Annotated in this window: 28 protein-coding genes and 1 pseudogene; 5 read left to right on the top strand and 24 right to left on the bottom strand. The window is 48.7% G+C overall.

From position 1 onward, the window contains the following. Window positions 1-98: 98 nt before the first annotated feature. On the top strand, window positions 99-305 hold the full coding sequence (locus KB559_RS10885; RefSeq protein ID WP_211021752.1) for a hypothetical protein: 207 nt from the start codon (window positions 99-101) through the stop codon (window positions 303-305). Here the strand turns inward: KB559_RS10885 and KB559_RS10880 are convergent. The 24 genes and pseudogenes from KB559_RS10880 to KB559_RS10770 form a co-directional block, all read right to left on the bottom strand. Beyond that, entirely contained in the window at window positions 289-1,512 is a 1,224-nt protein-coding gene (locus KB559_RS10880; RefSeq protein WP_247681778.1) for a hypothetical protein, read from the bottom strand. The two genes, KB559_RS10885 and KB559_RS10880, sit on opposite strands and share 17 nt — an antisense overlap. A gap of 39 nt (window positions 1,513-1,551) precedes the next feature. Beyond that, window positions 1,552-2,208: pseudogene (locus tag KB559_RS25465) on the bottom strand (DNA cytosine methyltransferase); the annotation flags it as partial. Window positions 2,209-2,219: 11 nt separating this feature from the next. Further along, window positions 2,220-2,654 (bottom strand): hypothetical protein, encoded by a 435-nt coding sequence (locus tag KB559_RS10875; RefSeq protein ID WP_211021751.1) that lies wholly within the window; start codon window positions 2,652-2,654, stop codon window positions 2,220-2,222. An 88-nt stretch (window positions 2,655-2,742) separates the two neighbouring features. Then, a complete protein-coding gene (locus KB559_RS10870; protein ID WP_211022174.1) occupies window positions 2,743-3,450 on the bottom strand; it encodes a hypothetical protein in 708 nt (235 codons plus the stop codon). Window positions 3,451-3,458: 8 nt separating this feature from the next. Further along, the gene (locus KB559_RS10865) at window positions 3,459-3,848 is read right to left on the bottom strand and encodes a replication terminator protein (RefSeq protein WP_211021750.1); all 390 of its coding nucleotides are present in this window, start codon (window positions 3,846-3,848) and stop codon (window positions 3,459-3,461) included. 19 nt (window positions 3,849-3,867) lie between these two features. Beyond that, complete coding sequence (locus KB559_RS10860; protein WP_348772908.1) at window positions 3,868-4,281, bottom strand: RusA family crossover junction endodeoxyribonuclease; 414 nt, start codon at window positions 4,279-4,281, stop codon at window positions 3,868-3,870. Window positions 4,282-4,400: 119 nt separating this feature from the next. Further along, window positions 4,401-4,589 (bottom strand): hypothetical protein, encoded by a 189-nt coding sequence (locus KB559_RS10855; protein WP_211021748.1) that lies wholly within the window; start codon window positions 4,587-4,589, stop codon window positions 4,401-4,403. 14 nt (window positions 4,590-4,603) lie between these two features. Continuing rightward, the gene (gene dnaB / locus KB559_RS10850; RefSeq protein ID WP_211021747.1) at window positions 4,604-6,016 is read right to left on the bottom strand and encodes a replicative DNA helicase; all 1,413 of its coding nucleotides are present in this window, start codon (window positions 6,014-6,016) and stop codon (window positions 4,604-4,606) included. Further along, window positions 5,988-6,329 carry a hypothetical protein gene (locus KB559_RS10845; RefSeq protein ID WP_211021746.1) on the bottom strand — a complete coding sequence of 114 codons (342 nt, stop codon included), beginning with the start codon at window positions 6,327-6,329 and terminating at the stop codon, window positions 5,988-5,990. The genes dnaB and KB559_RS10845 overlap by 29 nt, the downstream gene beginning before the upstream one ends. Beyond that, complete coding sequence (locus KB559_RS10840; RefSeq protein ID WP_211021745.1) at window positions 6,316-7,197, bottom strand: HTH domain-containing protein; 882 nt, start codon at window positions 7,195-7,197, stop codon at window positions 6,316-6,318. The genes KB559_RS10845 and KB559_RS10840 overlap by 14 nt, the downstream gene beginning before the upstream one ends. Before the next feature lie 11 nt (window positions 7,198-7,208). Further along, window positions 7,209-7,397, bottom strand: a complete 189-nt coding sequence (locus KB559_RS10835; protein WP_211021744.1) for a hypothetical protein — start codon at window positions 7,395-7,397, stop codon at window positions 7,209-7,211. Next, window positions 7,394-8,101: an MBL fold metallo-hydrolase gene (locus tag KB559_RS10830; RefSeq protein WP_211021743.1), complete on the bottom strand. Its 708-nt coding sequence runs from the start codon at window positions 8,099-8,101 to the stop codon at window positions 7,394-7,396. Before KB559_RS10830 ends, KB559_RS10835 begins: the two co-directional genes overlap by 4 nt. After that, window positions 8,101-9,162 carry a recombinase family protein gene (locus tag KB559_RS10825; RefSeq protein WP_247681738.1) on the bottom strand — a complete coding sequence of 354 codons (1,062 nt, stop codon included), beginning with the start codon at window positions 9,160-9,162 and terminating at the stop codon, window positions 8,101-8,103. The genes KB559_RS10830 and KB559_RS10825 overlap by 1 nt, the downstream gene beginning before the upstream one ends. Beyond that, a complete protein-coding gene (locus KB559_RS10820) occupies window positions 9,163-11,160 on the bottom strand; it encodes an AAA family ATPase (RefSeq protein ID WP_211021742.1) in 1,998 nt (665 codons plus the stop codon). After that, window positions 11,157-11,420, bottom strand: coding sequence for a hypothetical protein (locus KB559_RS10815; protein ID WP_211021741.1), 264 nt, complete (start codon window positions 11,418-11,420; stop codon window positions 11,157-11,159). Before KB559_RS10815 ends, KB559_RS10820 begins: the two co-directional genes overlap by 4 nt. Before the next feature lie 60 nt (window positions 11,421-11,480). Beyond that, window positions 11,481-11,714: a hypothetical protein gene (locus tag KB559_RS10810; RefSeq protein WP_348772907.1), complete on the bottom strand. Its 234-nt coding sequence runs from the start codon at window positions 11,712-11,714 to the stop codon at window positions 11,481-11,483. 138 nt (window positions 11,715-11,852) lie between these two features. Next, window positions 11,853-12,029: a hypothetical protein gene (locus KB559_RS10805; RefSeq protein WP_211021739.1), complete on the bottom strand. Its 177-nt coding sequence runs from the start codon at window positions 12,027-12,029 to the stop codon at window positions 11,853-11,855. Beyond that, window positions 12,026-12,322, bottom strand: a complete 297-nt coding sequence (locus tag KB559_RS10800; RefSeq protein ID WP_211021738.1) for a hypothetical protein — start codon at window positions 12,320-12,322, stop codon at window positions 12,026-12,028. The genes KB559_RS10805 and KB559_RS10800 overlap by 4 nt, the downstream gene beginning before the upstream one ends. Further along, window positions 12,322-12,606 carry a hypothetical protein gene (locus KB559_RS10795; RefSeq protein WP_211021737.1) on the bottom strand — a complete coding sequence of 95 codons (285 nt, stop codon included), beginning with the start codon at window positions 12,604-12,606 and terminating at the stop codon, window positions 12,322-12,324. The genes KB559_RS10800 and KB559_RS10795 overlap by 1 nt, the downstream gene beginning before the upstream one ends. Before the next feature lie 9 nt (window positions 12,607-12,615). Next, complete coding sequence (locus tag KB559_RS10790; RefSeq protein ID WP_211021736.1) at window positions 12,616-13,131, bottom strand: helix-turn-helix transcriptional regulator; 516 nt, start codon at window positions 13,129-13,131, stop codon at window positions 12,616-12,618. 88 nt (window positions 13,132-13,219) lie between these two features. Continuing rightward, window positions 13,220-13,465, bottom strand: coding sequence for a hypothetical protein (locus KB559_RS10785; protein ID WP_211021735.1), 246 nt, complete (start codon window positions 13,463-13,465; stop codon window positions 13,220-13,222). A 12-nt stretch (window positions 13,466-13,477) separates the two neighbouring features. Further along, window positions 13,478-13,627 (bottom strand): hypothetical protein, encoded by a 150-nt coding sequence (locus KB559_RS10780; RefSeq protein WP_211021734.1) that lies wholly within the window; start codon window positions 13,625-13,627, stop codon window positions 13,478-13,480. Between the two features lie 12 nt (window positions 13,628-13,639). Then, window positions 13,640-13,786, bottom strand: a complete 147-nt coding sequence (locus KB559_RS10775; RefSeq protein WP_211021733.1) for a hypothetical protein — start codon at window positions 13,784-13,786, stop codon at window positions 13,640-13,642. Next, complete coding sequence (locus tag KB559_RS10770) at window positions 13,787-14,047, bottom strand: helix-turn-helix transcriptional regulator (RefSeq protein WP_247681737.1); 261 nt, start codon at window positions 14,045-14,047, stop codon at window positions 13,787-13,789. Between the two features lie 143 nt (window positions 14,048-14,190). Here KB559_RS10770 and KB559_RS10765 point away from each other — a divergent pair, with 143 nt between their 5' ends. The 4 genes from KB559_RS10765 (at window position 14,191) to KB559_RS10750 (ending at window position 17,512) form a co-directional block, all read left to right on the top strand. Next, complete coding sequence (locus KB559_RS10765) at window positions 14,191-14,550, top strand: helix-turn-helix domain-containing protein (RefSeq protein WP_211021732.1); 360 nt, start codon at window positions 14,191-14,193, stop codon at window positions 14,548-14,550. Between the two features lie 40 nt (window positions 14,551-14,590). Then, window positions 14,591-14,806 (top strand): hypothetical protein, encoded by a 216-nt coding sequence (locus KB559_RS25575; RefSeq protein ID WP_211021731.1) that lies wholly within the window; start codon window positions 14,591-14,593, stop codon window positions 14,804-14,806. A gap of 301 nt (window positions 14,807-15,107) precedes the next feature. Continuing rightward, window positions 15,108-15,971, top strand: a complete 864-nt coding sequence (locus tag KB559_RS10755) for an ImmA/IrrE family metallo-endopeptidase (RefSeq protein ID WP_211021730.1) — start codon at window positions 15,108-15,110, stop codon at window positions 15,969-15,971. Between the two features lie 23 nt (window positions 15,972-15,994). Continuing rightward, window positions 15,995-17,512: a recombinase family protein gene (locus tag KB559_RS10750; protein ID WP_211021729.1), complete on the top strand. Its 1,518-nt coding sequence runs from the start codon at window positions 15,995-15,997 to the stop codon at window positions 17,510-17,512. Window positions 17,513-17,523 lie beyond the last annotated feature (11 nt).

The following is a 17,523-nucleotide window of genomic DNA, read 5'->3' as shown; positions in this document are numbered from 1 at the left end:
CTCAGATAAATATTATCCGCCCTTAAAAATACACATGATTATCTTGTATATGTTTAGTGGAACGGAACTAACTCTTATCTGAGAAGGAGATTAAATTTATGAAACAACCAATTATTCAATACGAGCCCAAAAAACATGACACATATTTTGCAGGATTCGTACTTAAGCATTATGAGTACAACTCATACTTCCAATCTTGGAAGTATGCCAAGGAAGCTGGTCAAGCAAATACATTTGAGCAGGGCGAGCGACTGTTCCGATTGATGCTCGAAACCGAATACTATAAATTCATTGAACCAGAGTGAGCTCATCTTCACTTTCAGGAGCCACCCACACCGGATTCCAACTAAATGAGAAACTGATCCCCGCTTCTGCCTCTGCTGCCGCCAGTAGGATGACATTTCCCATCTCTTCCTCTGCTGCTCTTGGAACAGCGTTGCCAATGTATTCCCGGGCCTTTGCATCACTGCATCCCTCGAGTTGGAACGGTCGCCCGTCAGGCAGGTGTGTCGGAAAGTTTTGAAGCATCGCCAGCTCGTAAGTAGTTAGTGGTCGGTGCCATGTTCCATCCTGGGCAATGATCATCCAGACCCCTTGCTCGTTATCTTCCGGGATTCGCGGATCGGCTATTGCTGCTGCTGATGCATGAATATCAGAGCTACCAATAACGGTCTTCGCAGGTTGCTGCCAATCTTGGACGCCGTAACTGTCCGCCCGTGGTGCGCATTTTAATGAAGGGTCTGCAATCAATTGTGCTCCGTTTTGAACATCTCTGGAGCCGGTCACCGTTGCCGCCGGTACGTCCGTTGACTGCATCCGATACTGGTCTGTATATCGTCCCGGTCGGTTCGGCACTCGTGGATCTGACACACTACCCGCAGCCTGCATAATCCGATTAGCCGAACGAACCGTCTTGGCGGTATCGCCCCAGGCTTGTACTCCGTAGCTATCCGGCATTAGTATGGTATTAACATTTGGATCCGCAACGGCAATAGCACCACTACCGAATCGCGTCCCTGTCACGCATGGCGATATTTCGTCCGCACATACTACCCGATACGCAGCCGGGTGGCGTCCGGGGCGTTCCTTTAGCGATGGATCTGCGATACAACCAGCCCCCTGATTTGGGCCGGTGGCACCCGTAACACATGCTGCCGATGACTCAGTCGACTGTACGCGGTACAAATTCGTTTTGCCTTCACCGTTGATCTGCAGTCTAGGATCAGCTACTGAAGTGACTCCATTGCTTCGCCCGGGTCCAGCGCTGCTGGTGACCGCTCTACTCGGTTCACCCCAGTCCGCAACTTCAAACGCCCCACGACGTGGTTCATGGATTACGCGCAAGTTCTTCCAGTCGACTTTGTTCAGGTCTCTCCAGTCTCCTCCAGGAGGAATGAGGGCCAGCCGCATCCAAGTTTTCCATTGGAGTCGAGGCAATCGGTGCAGCGGTCCACCCGCCACAATATCCCCAGGCGATGGAAGTTGGCCTATGACATCGCCGATGCTCTTCATCGGTTTTATATCAGGGTAAAAAATAGTGTTCGGAATCTGCTTAGGATCCCGGGCCATAAGGAGAAAGCGAGTTCTTTTTTGACCGAGTCCGCCAATTTCGCCCAGATTGTGATCAGCCTTAAGGCTAATTTCGTATCCAAATTTTTCGAGTAACTGCTTGATCTTTTTTAGCAGGTTCTTGCCACGTGTCGTAATCCTCGGTACGTTCTCCAATTGAATGACAGCCGGAATGCCGCCGCCGTATTCAACGCATGCACGTAGTGTCAATTCCATTCCATGAACCGTCAGATAGTTGAGCGCCTGGTACCTATCAGAAGCCGCCTTGTCGGACGGTAGAAGGCCGCTCAACCCTTTGCAGGGCGGCGATAAGAATAGGAAGAACGGAACTTGCTCCTTGAAAGCTTGCCAAATGTCCCAAGGCGTCATTTCGCGCCAACCCTCAGGCGGCTCGTGTCCATGCCAAGCGACATATTGCCAGCGTTGAAACAAGTCCATGACAATCGCTGTTTCCTCACCACATATTAAGTCATGGTTCCTACATGCGACCGGATCGCTATCAATGGCGCAGAGAACTTTAAATTTATACACTTTCCCTCCGTATTCAACCGATGAGCGCATCGCGCCGGCAGTGGCTCCTCCAATCCCTGCGAATAGGAAGGCAGATGTCTTGTATTGAATGTTATCTTTGAACCTCACTTCTTCCCCTCCTAATTCTTCTGGTCGATCCCCAGAGTGATCGCCATCCGATTGATGTCGTACTTGCTCCGTCCTAACTTCAATGCTGCTTCCGCTCTTTTCCGGCTCTTGTAATTTGTCAGCATCCACTCCCGCTCTGTTTTGCTCATTTGCAGTGGCGGTTCCACCGGAGGCGGTAGTGTATTGCGGGATTGTCGTTTGATGGTGTTGGTATCTTCCGTAAGTTTGAGCACTCCCCGGGAAACCCGGATCAATATGCCGTCACGAGCAAGTCGAGATATCGCTGACTGGTATGATTCAAATTTGATACCCGATCGCCGGGCCGCTTCTTTACGGCTCGGGCTGGAAAAGAAGTTTTCCAGTAAACGGGCCTCTGCGTGAGTGATGTATTCCTCTTCCAGCAAATCGTGGATCTGGTCCTTGATTTCAAAATCTAATGCCGGCATACTCCCTTCCCCCTTCAAAACAAGATCATATGTTTGGTCAAACGGCCGAGCAGTGCCGCACCCGATCCGTTTGACCCGGGTATGTTAATTAAGCGATAATAACGATTTTTCCGTCAGCAATTTGTTCACTCAGCGTTTCTTCTAAGTAATCTTTGATTGTGTCCATGGCTTCGACCTTCCAGGCGCCCCCATCAGCATCAAACAATGCACAGGCCGGTCCGGACTTCATTCGGAAGACGAATAAACTTTCAGGCTGCTGGAGCTCTACGAACGTTCTGAAAGGATATAAGCTCACCGGATTCGGTACGATCACATCAGCCACTGTAGCCACGCCTGTTTTTACGGTTACCTTCTGCGAAACTCCATCGTCCCCGGTCTTTGATACGTTCTCCTCTTGGATGTTGCCGACCACTTTCAGGATTGTCGTCCGATCTCCATCGTTCACAAATACCGATTGCAGCTTAATATTGAACTCCTCTGTGTCGTACCACTGACCAAATCGCATTTCTGGAAGCAACGCCTCCGCCTGAATGAATACGTTACGAGCGGCATCCGAATTAACCGTACTGAATACACTCACCCGTGTCGGGCTCTCAACGTGGACCATCAAAGGAACATCAACATCAAATTCGGATTGCAGGTACCCAACCATGCCGGAAAGGCTACGAACAACAATGGGAGCAACAACCGGAGTCTTCACGACTTGCAAAGGATGACGGGAGAATGTTCGCCCATTAATCTCAGTAATTTCGTTATTCCCCAGCTCCACCAAGTATTCCAGCGCTTCTTTTTGCATTTCCATGATTAGTTACCCCCCTGGGCTTCTTTTTGTTTTTTCTGCAGATAGGACACCTTCTGGCCGCGATCGTCGGCTACATCCCCGTCATTGTCGATCATCATTTGATCTTTGACCCCGGACTTCAGTTCAGCGCCAACGATTTGTCCCCTGCCGTCTCGGCCCATGATAATTTTCGTTGCAAGACCACGGGCTGGCGCCAACGTCGTTTTGGCATCAATGCCAACCACGGCGATCTCCCGGGTTTCATCCGGCTGGATCGTCAGCGTTAGAGTAAGCTTCCGTGCCTTCTTCCAATCAGTATTTGGGTCTTGAATGTTATCAAGCACCTTTTGCAATTCAAGATCAAAGCGTTCTCCGACCGCCCCTTCAGCCAGATCATTCAGATTAATGTTCATATCCCTTTCCCCTCTCGTATTAAATATGATCTATGTGAACCTCGATTCGTGGCCGGTTACTATACCTTTTCCGAACCGTGGCATCCACCACTTGGCTGTCATCCCGCCAGATAACACCTTTCAGGGCATCTTTCACACCCTTCAGGTAATTGTCTGCATCCGGCTTGGTTGTCGGAAAGACAATGCCTGCTTCGGCTTCTGCAGCTTTTTTCTTACTGAAACTCTTTGGGATTGACCTATAAGCGATCAAGGTCATTTGAATAGGTCCCTCAAGCAAGAATGCAGGCGCATGTTGCGAAGCGGCTAATCGGACATAGTCCTTGTAGTCCTTTGATTTTTCCGGATCGTATGCCTTAGCGAATCCTCCGGCCGTTGAAAACTTCGGCCTTCCTTGGGCAACGGGCTCGCCGTACACGGTGAATCTTATTTTCACGCGGCATCCCCTCCTTTCTGGCCTCTCCAAGCAAGACGTAAACCTCGCCGATCTGCTGGCCTTGGTCGTCATAGACGATGTCCCATGGCACGTCCTGATAATACGGGTCAACCAAAGCTTCACTGCGCACGCTTGCCGCCCCCGATCGAGAGCGTCAGCTGGAACTCCTTCATCCCCTCCTTGATTTCCGATAGAGGTACTTCTGGGAAGTTCTCAACCAACTCCGGCAAGTCCGGAGCCCGTCCAGCCCTCATAAAGGTGTGCCGCATGTATTCGTAAACGCTCCATTTGCTCCATGGTCCGCTCATATCCATTCATCCCCTCACGCCCATTGGCGCTTATTCATATCGGGTACCGGCGGCGCTTGTGGCCCTGGGTCACTATGACCCCGGTCATAATTCACGAACTTGTTGTAATTCTTCAGGAAGACGAGCTCCACGGTGCCTACCGGGCCGTTCCGCTGCTTGGCGATGATGATCTCGATGATGTTCTTTTTTTCTGATTCCTGATTGTAGTAGTCATCCCGGTACAAGAAGGCCACGATATCGGCGTCCTGCTCGATCGCTCCGGATTCCCTCAGGTCCGACATCATCGGACGCTTGTCCTGCCGTTGCTCGACGCCGCGGCTGAGCTGAGAAAGGGCGATGACCGGAACGTCCAGTTCCCGTGCCAGATGCTTCAGTGTCCGAGAAATCTCAGACACTTCTTGTTGCCGGTTCTCCGATCCGCGGCCCTTACCGCCGACGCTGGCGATCAGTTGCAGGTAATCGATAACTATTAGTCCGAGCCCATCCTGCTTCTTCAGCCTCCGGCATTTCGCTCTGATATCGTGCACCGTGATGCCTGCGGAATCATCAATCAGGATATTTGTCGCCCCGAGTACGCCGGCTGACACAGACATTTTGCTCCAATCGTCATCGACCATGTCGCCCATCTTAAGCCGGCTCGCTTCGAGATTACCCTCGGCGCTAACCATCCGGGTAACCAACTGCGATGCGGACATTTCCAAACTGAACACCGCCACCGTCTCACCAGTTTCAACCGCGACGTTCTGGGCCACGTTCAACGCAAAGGCCGTTTTCCCGACCGAAGGCCGGGCGGCAACGATGATTAAGTCACTCCTCTGGAGGCCCCCGAGCATCTTGTCTAGGTCCGCAAACCCTGTTTTGAGTCCTGTGACAACGTTGCCCTGCTTGAAAGCCTCTGCCTTGGCTTCTGTGGTTTCAATGACATCCACAAGCACATCCTTGATCCGCTTAAAATCCTGCGGTGGGGCAGCCTGGTCCGTCAGCAGGGCGGTTGAAACCTGCATCCCAGATAACAAAGTCTGGACGTTTTCGCCAGCGGCCGCCGCGGCGATCTGTGCCTGTGCGGTGTGGATTATTTCCCTGAGGACGTGCTTGTTTTTTACTGCCGCAACGTAACTCTCGATATTCGCCGTCGTCGGTACCGCATTGGCCAGACGCGACAAGTAACTTACCCCGCCGATTTCCTCCAGCTCCCCGTGGTCTTTTAGCCGGGAACACAACGTTACCAGGTCTATCGGCTCGCCCTCACCGGCAAGCTCCAGCATCCGCCGTACGATGATCTGATGACCATCGTGATAAAATACTTCTGGCTGCATTCCCTCGATATGCTCGATCACTTCGGGCTCGATTATGATCGCCCCGAGCACCGAGCATTCGGCAGCTAGATCATGCGGCAGCTCACCGAGTAGCTCGCCCAAGCTTTGCATAGATGGCCTCCTTCCAACCCGGCGGTGGAGGGCAGGCATTCCTTGCGGCTTCCTCGCGGGCGGCGAAGTATTCCTCAGTGGCCGCCTTCATCCGATCCCGCTCGATCTGTTCGCCAAGGTTCCCGCGGATCTCGGCGATGTTTGGCGGATATTTGCTTGTCCGAATGTGTTCGTCGACATTGGCATGAGCAGTATCCCTTGGGAAATCCCAGAGAAACTTTTGGTCTTCCTTGACTCGATCAAGGGAAGCGTCAAAAGCGGGATAGTATTTTTTGATGTGCCGATAAAGTTCGGCTATTTCAACGAGCTCCACGTTTCCGTTCCTCCTCGATAAATCGATCGAGTTCTTCGATTTGTTCTTGTTGCTTGGTGAGTCGGCCCCGCTGTGGAGAAGGTCCAAGGGCGACCGGGCGGTTCGGCAACGCGCCATCGGTTATGGATTCATCCACTTGCGATTTGCTCCACTCGTCAAGGCAGCGAGGGATACAGTAGGCCATGTTTCTGATTTTGTCCCAAGCGTGCTTGGGCTTGTATTCTGCAAAAGATTTATCAATGCTCCGCTTCACGATCTCCACCGGGATACCCGTAGCCACCATTTTCTTAATCTCGTCGAAGTCAGAGGTAGAAACATTGAACCCTGAACCTCGTTTCTGGACGAAGTAGGTTTCGACTTCATGGGCGAGTTTTAATATGGTCTCGGGATCAGTGATGACAGTAACAGCATTGTGTATCTCTGTAATATCTTTATTAGATCGGAAGTTTTCTTCCGGGAGATCGGAAGTTTCCTGCCGATCACTCTCTTCCAGACCGGAAGAATATTGCCGATCTCCTTTGTCAGAGTGGAAGTTTTCTTCCGATCTGTTTCTGAACTTTTTGGAGTTCCGAACTGTGAAAACAAGTCCGTAAGGCGCTCTGGTGACTTTTATGTAGTGGTTATCTTCGAGCGTTTTAATCCATGATCGTATCGTCCTATCAGAAACTCCAAATTCATCTTCCAATTCACTGATTTTGATAGGCTTGTTCCCAAGGACGATGCCCCAGACAATACCGTCCTTTTCCTTCTCGGATGTCGTGGAGCTGATGCACCAAAGGAACAGCCAGATCGCTGAACCTATTTTTTTGTAATGTCTGTGTTCCAAGATTCCTGAATACATTGGAAAAGGGTAACTGCCTTCGGGCATATGCTCATCCCCTAAACTTGCTTTCTATCGTCTCTCAAAAGCACGAGCGGATATTTCACTCGGACCACTGTCCATCCGGGGTAAGCCCGGGCGAAGTATTCCCTCGTTTCGTGCTTGAATGCTTCCGGATCCGACTGCATTAATCTCCAGATCCGGTCGCCCATCATACTTTTTAAGAGTGGTTTCTCGTTGCCGATCATCGATCAGCTACCATGACCAGCTTCCCGGTCGTTTCCTGAATCTCACGTTTGAATCTCTCAGCATCGCTGTTTCCATCTGAGAGGTGGAGCAGCCATATCTCCTCGACCTTGCTGATATCGTTAGCCTTAAGGAAGCCTTTGACGTGTTCCAGACCAAAGTGTGATCGAAGGAGGCGCTTCTTTTGCGCTGAATGTAACTGCCCGGCGGAGACTCGCTTATTAACAATGTCCAGCGAGTAGTTACATTCGACCATGATGTGAGTCAGGCCAGCAAATCGGTAACGGCAGTAATACGTATCTGTCAGAAAGACCAGTTTGTCCCCCTCCGTATTAGCTAAGATAAATCCCAGGGGCTCTGCGGCATCGTGCTCGATCTCAAATGGCCGGATGGACCATGTACCAATCTCAAACTGCTGATGTGCTTTGATTGACTTTATCCTGTGCCCGGAGAGCCCCAGGGCATCCGCTGTACCTTGTCCGGTATAAATGGTTATCCCGGCTTTCATCACGTCTTTGGCGGCCTTACTGTGGTCTCCGTGCTCATGGCTGATAAGGCAACCAACAATATCCGACATTCGAAAATTAAGCGCCCGCTGCAGAGATTTGAAAGGGAAGCCTGCCTCCAGCAGGAGAGCGGTATGCCCGTCCGTGATCCGGTAGGCATTGCCCGCGCTGCTGGAGCCGAGGCATTGAATTTCGATCATTAGAAGTCAGGCCCTTCGGAACCGGTTGGAGGAATATCGTTTGGCTTACTTTCGAAATCCATTTCTCCCTGTGCGGCTAGCTCTGATTTGGTCTTGGAGGTGCGTGTCTGCTTCGTTTGTTGTTCCGGCTCAGGTTCAGCCTCAGTAGCAGGTGAAGGTGTAATATCGATGACATCCTTATTGGCGTTTGCGCTAATTTCCCGCTCAACCTCTGCCTCGGCAAAGTCGCTCTCCATCTGTTTCAGGCGCAGGTAATCGTCGTCGATCTTCTGGCTGTCAATTGTGATGTCGTTGAAGGCAGCCCGGTATACTGTCTTCCAGCACATTTTCTCGTACCAGCCTTCGACCTTTTCCTTACCAACCTTCTGGCCGTTCTCCCACTTATCTTTCTCCCCGCCCCAAAATTCAGGGCTTGCATGATCAGGTTTTCGTTTCTCGATCTCTTTGACTGTCATCGTGACCAACTTATTTTTTTCTGGTGCCTGAGAGTACAGATGATAATAAAACCCACCAATGATTTGTCCTCGATCGAAGGCATTCACAACCTCAAACTCATATCCTTCATGCGGATGATTCGCATCCTTCTTGATTGGCTTGAAACGGTCGTTCGAGTAAACCAACTCGACTGTTACATGATCTGGTACATCAAGGCCGTACTTGGTGGCTTTGAGTTCAATCCCCCGATACCCCTCAATAAATCCAATGTCATACTTGCCTGTATTGTTGTTTTTGAAAGGAATCAGGTTAATGTGGTTCGGCTGGGAAGGATCGAACCCAATTCGAGCATAGGCCACTACATCTCTGGAAAGCTTGTCCATGTTCACGTTAGACCAGGTCACTGGCAGAGGATCCCGGTACTTCTCGGATTTTTTGAGGCGCTTTTCCTCAGTTGACTTGAGAACAGCGTCCAGTGCGATAAAGTAATTCTGAGCCAGCCTCTTCTGGAAGTTCGTCAGAGCCACCTCGCCTACGCTTGAGCCAAACTCCGCGATTACCTTGGTCATAAAGCGTTCTGATTGGGTTGGCTCCTGTTTCGCCAATGTCTGTTGTTGCTCGTTCAATTAAATCGCCTCCTGCATGTTGTTGTTTTTAGGTTCAATCCGAAGCTTCTTGTCCTTCTCACTTACGACCAGGCGAATCACTTGGGCGTCTGTATCGATCAGTTTTGTAACGGCCTCGGCATTGTCGATAAAGATCGGAGCCGAGAAACCATAGTGCTCGGAAAGTGTGTTGATGATGTCCAAGCCGACATTGATCCGGGCCGCATTATTCAGGCCGCCATCATATGGCACGCCGTTGTACAGCGTGTCGCAGACTTCTTTCAGCCCGCCGTTGATCTGCTCTTCAAACAGCCTGAATCTCGCAAGTTTAAACTTTGAATTAATCTTGGAGTCAAGGAGCGCGACCTTAGAACGGGTGAACTCTTCGGTAAGGAAAAGCTCTTCCTGCAACCGCTCGTATTCGGCGGCCAGGCTTCTCTCTTGGCCTTCAAGTTGGGCGATGCGCTTCTCGGTATCCTTGAATGCGTCGAATTTGTATCTGTCGCGCTCCAGATCGCGGAGACGGCTCTCCAACTCGGAAACCTCTCTTGCCAGACGGGACTCTTCTTCTTGAACCGATTCTCGGAGTCTAGTGATTTCCATCTGGATCGAAGCTTTCTCTTCCAGCAACTCTTGGTATCCCGGGTCAGATTTCGGATCCTGGATACCTGACCGAAGTTTATCCAGTTCGGCTTCCGCCACTGAAAGAACGTTCTTCAGTTCTGCAACCTGGTCATTCAGTTGCTCAACGTCCCGACTAATCCGTTCATTCTCTTCCTGCAGGCGGTGAATTTCTTCCTTGGCAGCCTTACCGCGAACGCTGATCTGCTCCAAAGTTTGAGCCTTAGAGCGGTTGAACGCGGTCTCTGCTTTCGTATGAGCCTCTTGAATTCGTTCTGTTGGCAGCTCCTGTCCGCAAGCTGCACAATTCGTGTCGTGCTGGTGACCTTCGAACGCCTTACCATTTACTTCAGTCCAATCGGCTCTTAGTCGATCTGCCTCACGGCTCTTCAAATCGATGCTTTTCTCGTTTTGCTGGATGGTATATCGCTTGTTGTCGATTTGTCGGCGAGCCGCATCATAATCCCTCTGCAACCGGCTTACCTCGTCCCGCTTGGAAGCGAACTTGTCCAACACGGCCGATTGAAGTCGGTTCTGAATGGAAAGCAGCTCGCTCTCGATCTCCCGGATCCGCTTTTCCTTCACGGCAGTCTCCCCGCCGGCCTGAATGCGAAGGGCTTCAGCTTCTTTAGCTTTGATTTCCGAACGGAGTTGCGCAATCTGATCATCAAGTTGATTTTCATTCAATCCGGCAATGTCCGGCTGATTACGCTGGGCTTCGTCGATCCGGTCAGGGATACGCTCGATCTCCTTGTTGATCTCCTTGCAGCGTGCCGCAATTACTTTCCGGTGGTTCTCGACATCTCTATCTCCCAGAATCTCTGGCAGACGGCTGAGCACCGGATTGGAGTGAATGACTTCCGCATCAGTTACATCCCCGCAGATTTCGAGCAACACCTTCCGGCGTTCTTCCTTTTTGAGCTGTTCGTTGAAGAAGGAAGGACTGGTCAAGAGTCGAAAGAGATCCTCTTTAATAATGGAATCCACTTCGGTTTGATACTCAGAGAGCTTAACCGGCACCCCGTCAACGTAGTAATCTGTGGTATGCCCCTCGAATGAGTCCGTAACGGATCCGCGCTTCTTGGTCCACTTTTCGGAGTACACCCGCCGGAATGTCCGGCGGCGGCCGTTGACCAGGAGGTCCGCTTCCACTTCATGCTCCAACTTATGCCGAAGTACCTTTCCAGCGGAGTCAAGCTCCTTGATTTCAAATTTCTGTTCCGATCGGTTCGCACTGTCCTTTCCGAAAAGCAGCCATGTAAAACCGTCGAACAGAGTTGTTTTCCCCGTTCCGTTATCCCCGTAAATTTCAACATTACCGCCGTTTGTAGAGAAGCCAAAATCACGGAAGCCTTTAAAATTCCGAGCTGTCAGACGCTCCAAGATAATTTTGTTCAAGCGATTCCCTCCTCAATGGATTGATTGATTTCGTGGATTAAAATGGCTTGCTGGTCCGGAGTCTCCGAATAGCGGATGCCGTCCAGGTAAGTCCTTAGGGCAAATTCGATTTCCGCCAAATGTTCATTTGCTGCAAGCAACTGCAGGCTGCCGAACGTACCCCGGATGCAAAGTGCAGGCGAACTGTACTGTTTTTCAGGAGAAACTTCTACGACCACATTCTGGCCGGTTACGTCAACTGAATAAGCAGTACCCCCCATCCAAACCCCTCCTCTTGTTGATTTCGCCCCAATCTGCTAAGATAGTGGCAAGAAAATTATTTAAGTCCCAGATACGACCTGTTCCCGCAGGTCGTTTTCTTTTTCGTCGTGGACAGCGATCGTCTTCCAATCCACTATGACCGGGCAGTTCTCGACGCTCGCGATCAGTGCGCCGTTTTCGTCCAGGACCCAAAACTCCGAAAAATCTTCAGTACCAGTCTGCTTGATCTCGATGACCTCGCGTCCTTCGATCACCGTTCCAACTTCAAATATTCGGGTTGGGTTGCTAACCACGGTCAACCGTTGAATAACTGGATACATGGCTTGTCCTCCTTTCGATTATGTTTGATGCGTCAGCCGCATCTCTCGACGCCGAACGGAGAAGGTTATGAAAACCGTCCGACGCCGGGAGACAGGGCCGAAACCCAGTCATTATTCCTTGCTCTTCTCGCTCTTCTCCAAACGGCCGTTTAGATAAGCTGCTCTGATTAGGTGGGCGACTGTTCCGTTTGTTTCCTTTTCCCAGCCGTTCAACCATTCAATAACTTGAATCTCCTTCGGGGTTAATGCCCGCCCTATCAGATGCTCTACGCTGATTTTGTTAATCATGCCGATCCCTCCCTATAGTCGTACCGAATGCGAAGGGCTTCGAAAGCCACTTCCTTATGCTCGTAATCCAGATAATCCATGTCTGAAAGATTCACTTTGTTCGATTCGTTATAGAGATGAAGTGCGAGATTCAACATAAATTTTTCTGACTGCGACCAGCCTTTCGATGCTGCTCGAAGCTTTGTGGCATAAACCGACCTTAATTCCACATCAATATATCGTTTTGTCAGAAGCGGTTTGAGCCGCGGTGTGTTTTGAAAAATGAAGAGAAGCGACCGCCAATACTTGTCCATCAGGCTGTTCCCTCCTTGCCCTCTTTGCCACTATCAGCTAAAATAGACACCAAGAGAGACTTTAGACGAGTTCTCAACGAGAGCGTCCGGCCTGCCCGCCGGGCGTTTTTTTGTGCTTTCAGCTCTGTTTTGTGGAGCTGGATCATCATTTTGAGGTAATCAATGTTTTTCTCTAGCTTGTCCGGTGACACGTTTTCCGGGTTCTGCCGAATTGTCCGGAGGTTACGAGCTGCATTGCGAGCTACAATCCGGATTTCCTCTTCCAATGTCATTTTCGTTTCCATTTCAATCCCTCAATTCATATATTTTTTGGCCTTCAGATCTGCACGATGCTCTCGCCAGGCGCTGAAGTAGGAGAAAGAATATTCCTTGCATAAGACCGTTACGTAATGCATCAGAGCCGTAATAGCTTCGATGCTTTCCATGATTGCTATCTTGATTTGCTGCATTTCCTTCTGGCCAAGCTGATCCTTGGTTTTGGTGATCGGTGCTTGTAATAGGGCTTGTTCGACCTCGCCGATCTCCTCGAGCACTTTAAGATGTACCGACGATCTATGTAAATCTACGTTGTTGAGCCAGGGGGCTGAGGCGCCATCTGTTACTTCTCCAGCTGCCGCGATGTAAAGCCGACCGTCATCGTAGTGCTGAGCCGCCGCTTTAATAACTGGCTTCGAAGCCTTCCGACTTCCTTTGATAATCTTGCCAATCTGCGATCCGTCCACATGGGCCGCTTTACCAGCTTTTGCGAGGGTATCGCCATTTTGCTTCATTACTTCTTCAAGTGCTCCTGAAAAATGTCCAACTGCCATTCTCAATTGGCCTCCTTTGTCCAAATAAGTAGGATGTTATTGGACAAGGGGTCGGTGTAATATTAAGTTGTGAGTTTAACCTTTCCCCTCATCCCCTCGCCCGCTGGCGGCCGGTACCGCCCCGGCGGGCTTCTTCTATCCTTTTCAATTCTTTCATTGCTTCCTTCAGGATTCGTTTTCTCTCGAACTGAGATAACCCTTCGGGATTAGCGGAGTAGTTTGGCAACGATAACTCCAGGGCTACTTCCATATCCATTCCTTTAATTAGATTGCGAGTGACAACTGCCGAGATGAGCCCAGCCCTTGAAGATTGACGTTTCCAGCGGATTCGCATTAAATTCCCTCCTCAGCCGGCAGCATTTTCTATTTTTGCTTTCCGATCATTTTGAATTTGCTCAGCATACTTCACATTCTTTTCTGCCAGGAACTTATGAAGTTTGTCCCATGCTTTTTCTGATAAGCCTGGATTGTAAGGTGCTGGATACTCCTTTTTCATTACCAACCCTCCCTATTCGAACTTGACTAGTACATAACGACTGCGGCTTGGCTCGTGGCTGATGTAAACAAGTACCCAACCTTCGCTTAACATCCGATTCACTTCTGCTATGCTGAAAGTTTCTTGAGCTTCTTTAACATCTTGTAGAGAAAAATCCATCTATCCCACCTCCTTCTGCTCGGAAGTTGCGGATTGACTGTCTAAAAAACACGTTTTGTGCGGTTGATCATCAAAAAAAATCTCTTGTACTGTTTTATCAAAATGTGTAGCAATGCGAACCTTAATTGAATCTTTAGGGATCCGCTGAGCGTTTTCGTACATCTGAAGAGCACTTACGCTAATTCCGATTGCTTTTGCAGTTGCTTCTCTACTAGAATCACCCCGTAGTTCAAGCAATCTCTTTGCAATAAGTTCTTTCATAATCCCTTACACCACCTCTCCAAAAACCACGTTTTGTGTTGTTGTTATTAATATATACCGCACATTTTGTGTTGTCAACACGTTTTGTGTTTAATGACTAAAATTAACACAGAATGTGTTAATATGTGATTGGGTGATTTTATATGGCTACTTTTGGGCAAAGACTGCGCGAAATTCGCACAGCGCATAACCTCACACAAAAAGACTTTGCTAAAATATTCAAGGTCAGTGAGAGTGCGATTGGTATGTATGAACGAGACGAAAGAGAACCTTCTATTAAATTTACAAACGAAGTCGCCGATCAATTTGAAGTAACTATTGATTACCTTCATGGACGGACCGACAATCCAAAAGGATATGAGACAAATATGTCCTTTTTTGGCGGCCCAGAGAAATACACGCCTGATGAAATCGCAGAAATGGAAGCAGCTCTGGAGCGATACAGAGCGATGAAGCGAAGAGCTGCAGAAGAAGCCGCAAAGGAAAGAGAAGCGGATAAGTAGCAAGTACCTCAGCCGATGAGGAAAAGTTCGGGAGATAATAATGATATTTTTAGTTATATTCATTGCTGTTTTTATCGTTGGTATATTCATCATGTTAATTTATAAGTCTGGGCAATCAGCTGTAGCACTATCAAAACCATCCATTGAATGTCCCGTATGCGGTAGATCAATTCATGTTGTAGGTAATGCAACAAAGTGCTACAAATGCAAATCAAAGTTGATCAAACATGCTAATGGTAATTACATTAAAGGATAAGTTCAATACAATGCGAGCCAAATTCGGCTCATATTTTTCATCCATAAACCGAACATGCATTCTTACTATAGGAGGTAATTGCCATAATACGTATAGGAGTCTTTACCAGTAATGGGCGTAATACAAAACCCGAGCCGGTGATCATAAAGACAGAAAGCGTGGCTTTAGATCCTGAACTGGCTGCCAAGATCGCGGCGTCATCTACATGTCCCAACAACAAAAAACGATTATAAATCTAAGCCGGCAACGGCTTTTTATTTAAACCATAAACCGAACATACATTCCTATGGAGGTATTTATTATGCTATTTCTTCATTATTACGAGACGGTTCTTGAGCAGTGGATCTCAGATCATTTCCGCACTAACGGCATTACCACACCTGAAGATTTAGAAATTGGGAGGATGGCGGAAATATTTGGAGTCGATCTCCAGTACGACACTTGCAAATCGTTTTCAGACAATAAAGAAATGGTCATTATTTTACATAACCGCTTGGCCGTAGTTGCCGCTCGGATGATTTTCTTCCACGAACTGTGCCATGTGCTCCGTCACGTTGGCGACCAGCGCAAAATGCCCGAGCTTTTTAAAGATGCCCAGGAAGCTGAGGCTAGCGCCTTCCTTCTTTATGCTTCTATGCCCTTCTATATCATTTCAAAACTTCAATTGCCGCCTAGGCAGAACGATGCAATTAAGTTTCTCGCGTCTACATTCAAGGTTCCTTTAAAAATCGCGAAGCAACGACTTGAACAAATTCAGCGGAGAGAACTACAAGGGATAATGATGGCAACTGCTAAAAATTCATTGATTAAACAGCCGATCATTCCGTCTAAACCCACTGAGACAAAGATATACGCTTATTATGATCCGACGGGAGAATTTGACGCCCCGTCGCAAATCGTCGTTTGTGTGGACGAGCAGACCCTCCTCACCCAAGAGGAGATCACATTTTCTCCAAACGGGCCATTTGACCGCATTGATGAGAATCAATTGGATAGTTTTCAGGACAGTAAACCTGTCTTCTACGATGATATGGACTATAAGGACGAAATGGTCAGTTTGAGAGTTAATTATCTTGCTTCAAGGCATAGGAACTCTGCTTTTACCTTTGTTATTCAAAGGAAAGATTTGGAGGAAGTTTTAGAGTTCCATGGGGCTTATTTTTAGAAAAACTCAAGGGAGGAAATCACATGGTTACGAAATCAGACGCAACAGTAACCAGGGTCATGCGTGCCGCTATTTACATCCGCGTGTCCACCGATATGCAGGCTGAGGAAGGCTTCTCTATAGAAGGGCAAAGAGCTCGCCTCACTAGCTTCGCGGAGTCCCAGGACTGGGCTATATATGATTTTTACATTGATGATGGGTATTCAGCCAAAGACCTTAACCGACCGAGTATGAAACGAATGCTGGCGGACATGGAGGACAAAAGGTTTGATGTGATCTTGGTTTACAAATTAGACCGGCTTACGCGTTCGGTCGCCGATCTGCACGCCCTACTAAAAACGTTCGATCTCTACGGCGTCAAGTTTAAGAGCTCTACAGAGATTTTTGAGACCACTACTGCTATGGGGCGGTTCTTCATCACCTTAGTTGGCGCGATGGCTGAGTGGGAGCGTGGGACGATCTCAGAGCGTGTTCGCTTCGGTGTGGAGCAAATGGTAGCCGAGGGACGTCGTCCTGGTGGAGTACTTCCCTATGGATACACTCAAGACGGGGAATTAGTTCCCGAAGAAGCGGCCTATATACGTGAGATCAGGGACCTTTATATGAGTGGTTTAGGTTATAAAAGTGTTGCTATGACAATGAACCGGGCTGGAAAGCTGCGCCGAGCTAGTGAATGGACCGATGCCACCGTTGCGTACACCTTGGAAAACCCCTACTATGCCGGCATTATTCGTATTGGGTCGAAGACACCAGCAGGTAACTATGTAAACAGTAAACGGGATCAGCGTGTTAAATGTGTTTACGGAAAGGGGAGTCACGAAGCCATATTCACTCAAGGCGAGTATAACGAACTCAAAGCATTCATGGAGCGCAAGTCTTCCGGGGGATACAGTAGGATCAGTACCTACTGGTTTAGCGGTGTCCTACGGTGTGGTAGATGTGGCGCAGCCATGTTTGGACGCTTGACTACAAAAAGAACAACCTCAAATGGCGATGTAAGAACACAATACTATATCTGTTCAAATCGTCATCATAGCAAATCATGTGATCTTCCTACTTTTCGTCAGGTGCATGTAGAGCACTTAGTTCTGGAGTATATAAAACAGCTACAGGTCGACATGGATAAAATCAAAGAAGAAGCAATGCGTCTCTCCAAAGACGAGAGTAAGAAGAAAATTGAGATTGATAAACAAAAACGTGAACTTGCAAAAATTATGGAGCGCCGGGAGAAATGGCAATACATGTTTGTGGAAGGGCTGATAAGCAGAGAAGATATTCGAAAGAAAATTGCAGAGGAAGATAAAAAAGAGCAGGAGATTCAACAACTCATAGTAGCAAGTCAGAAGTCACTGTCCGGTATCCCACGCTTAACGGAGTTGGCCGGCCTAGCTGATGCTTGGCCATATCTCGATGACCAAGAAAAGAAGGATCTTGTTTATACCCTCTTCTCCCAGATCGTCATCAATACGAATCTCAAGGAGGTCAAAGGTGTAAAAAACAAGTTCTTTGACGCCTTTGTCCAGGATATCACCTTTAATTGACCCCACATTAT

The sequence above is a fragment of the Paenibacillus sp. Marseille-P2973 genome, assembly GCF_018101095.1.
Lineage (GTDB): Bacteria > Bacillota > Bacilli > Paenibacillales > Paenibacillaceae > Fontibacillus > Fontibacillus vini.
This window is presented reverse-complemented; position numbering and strand designations above follow the sequence as displayed.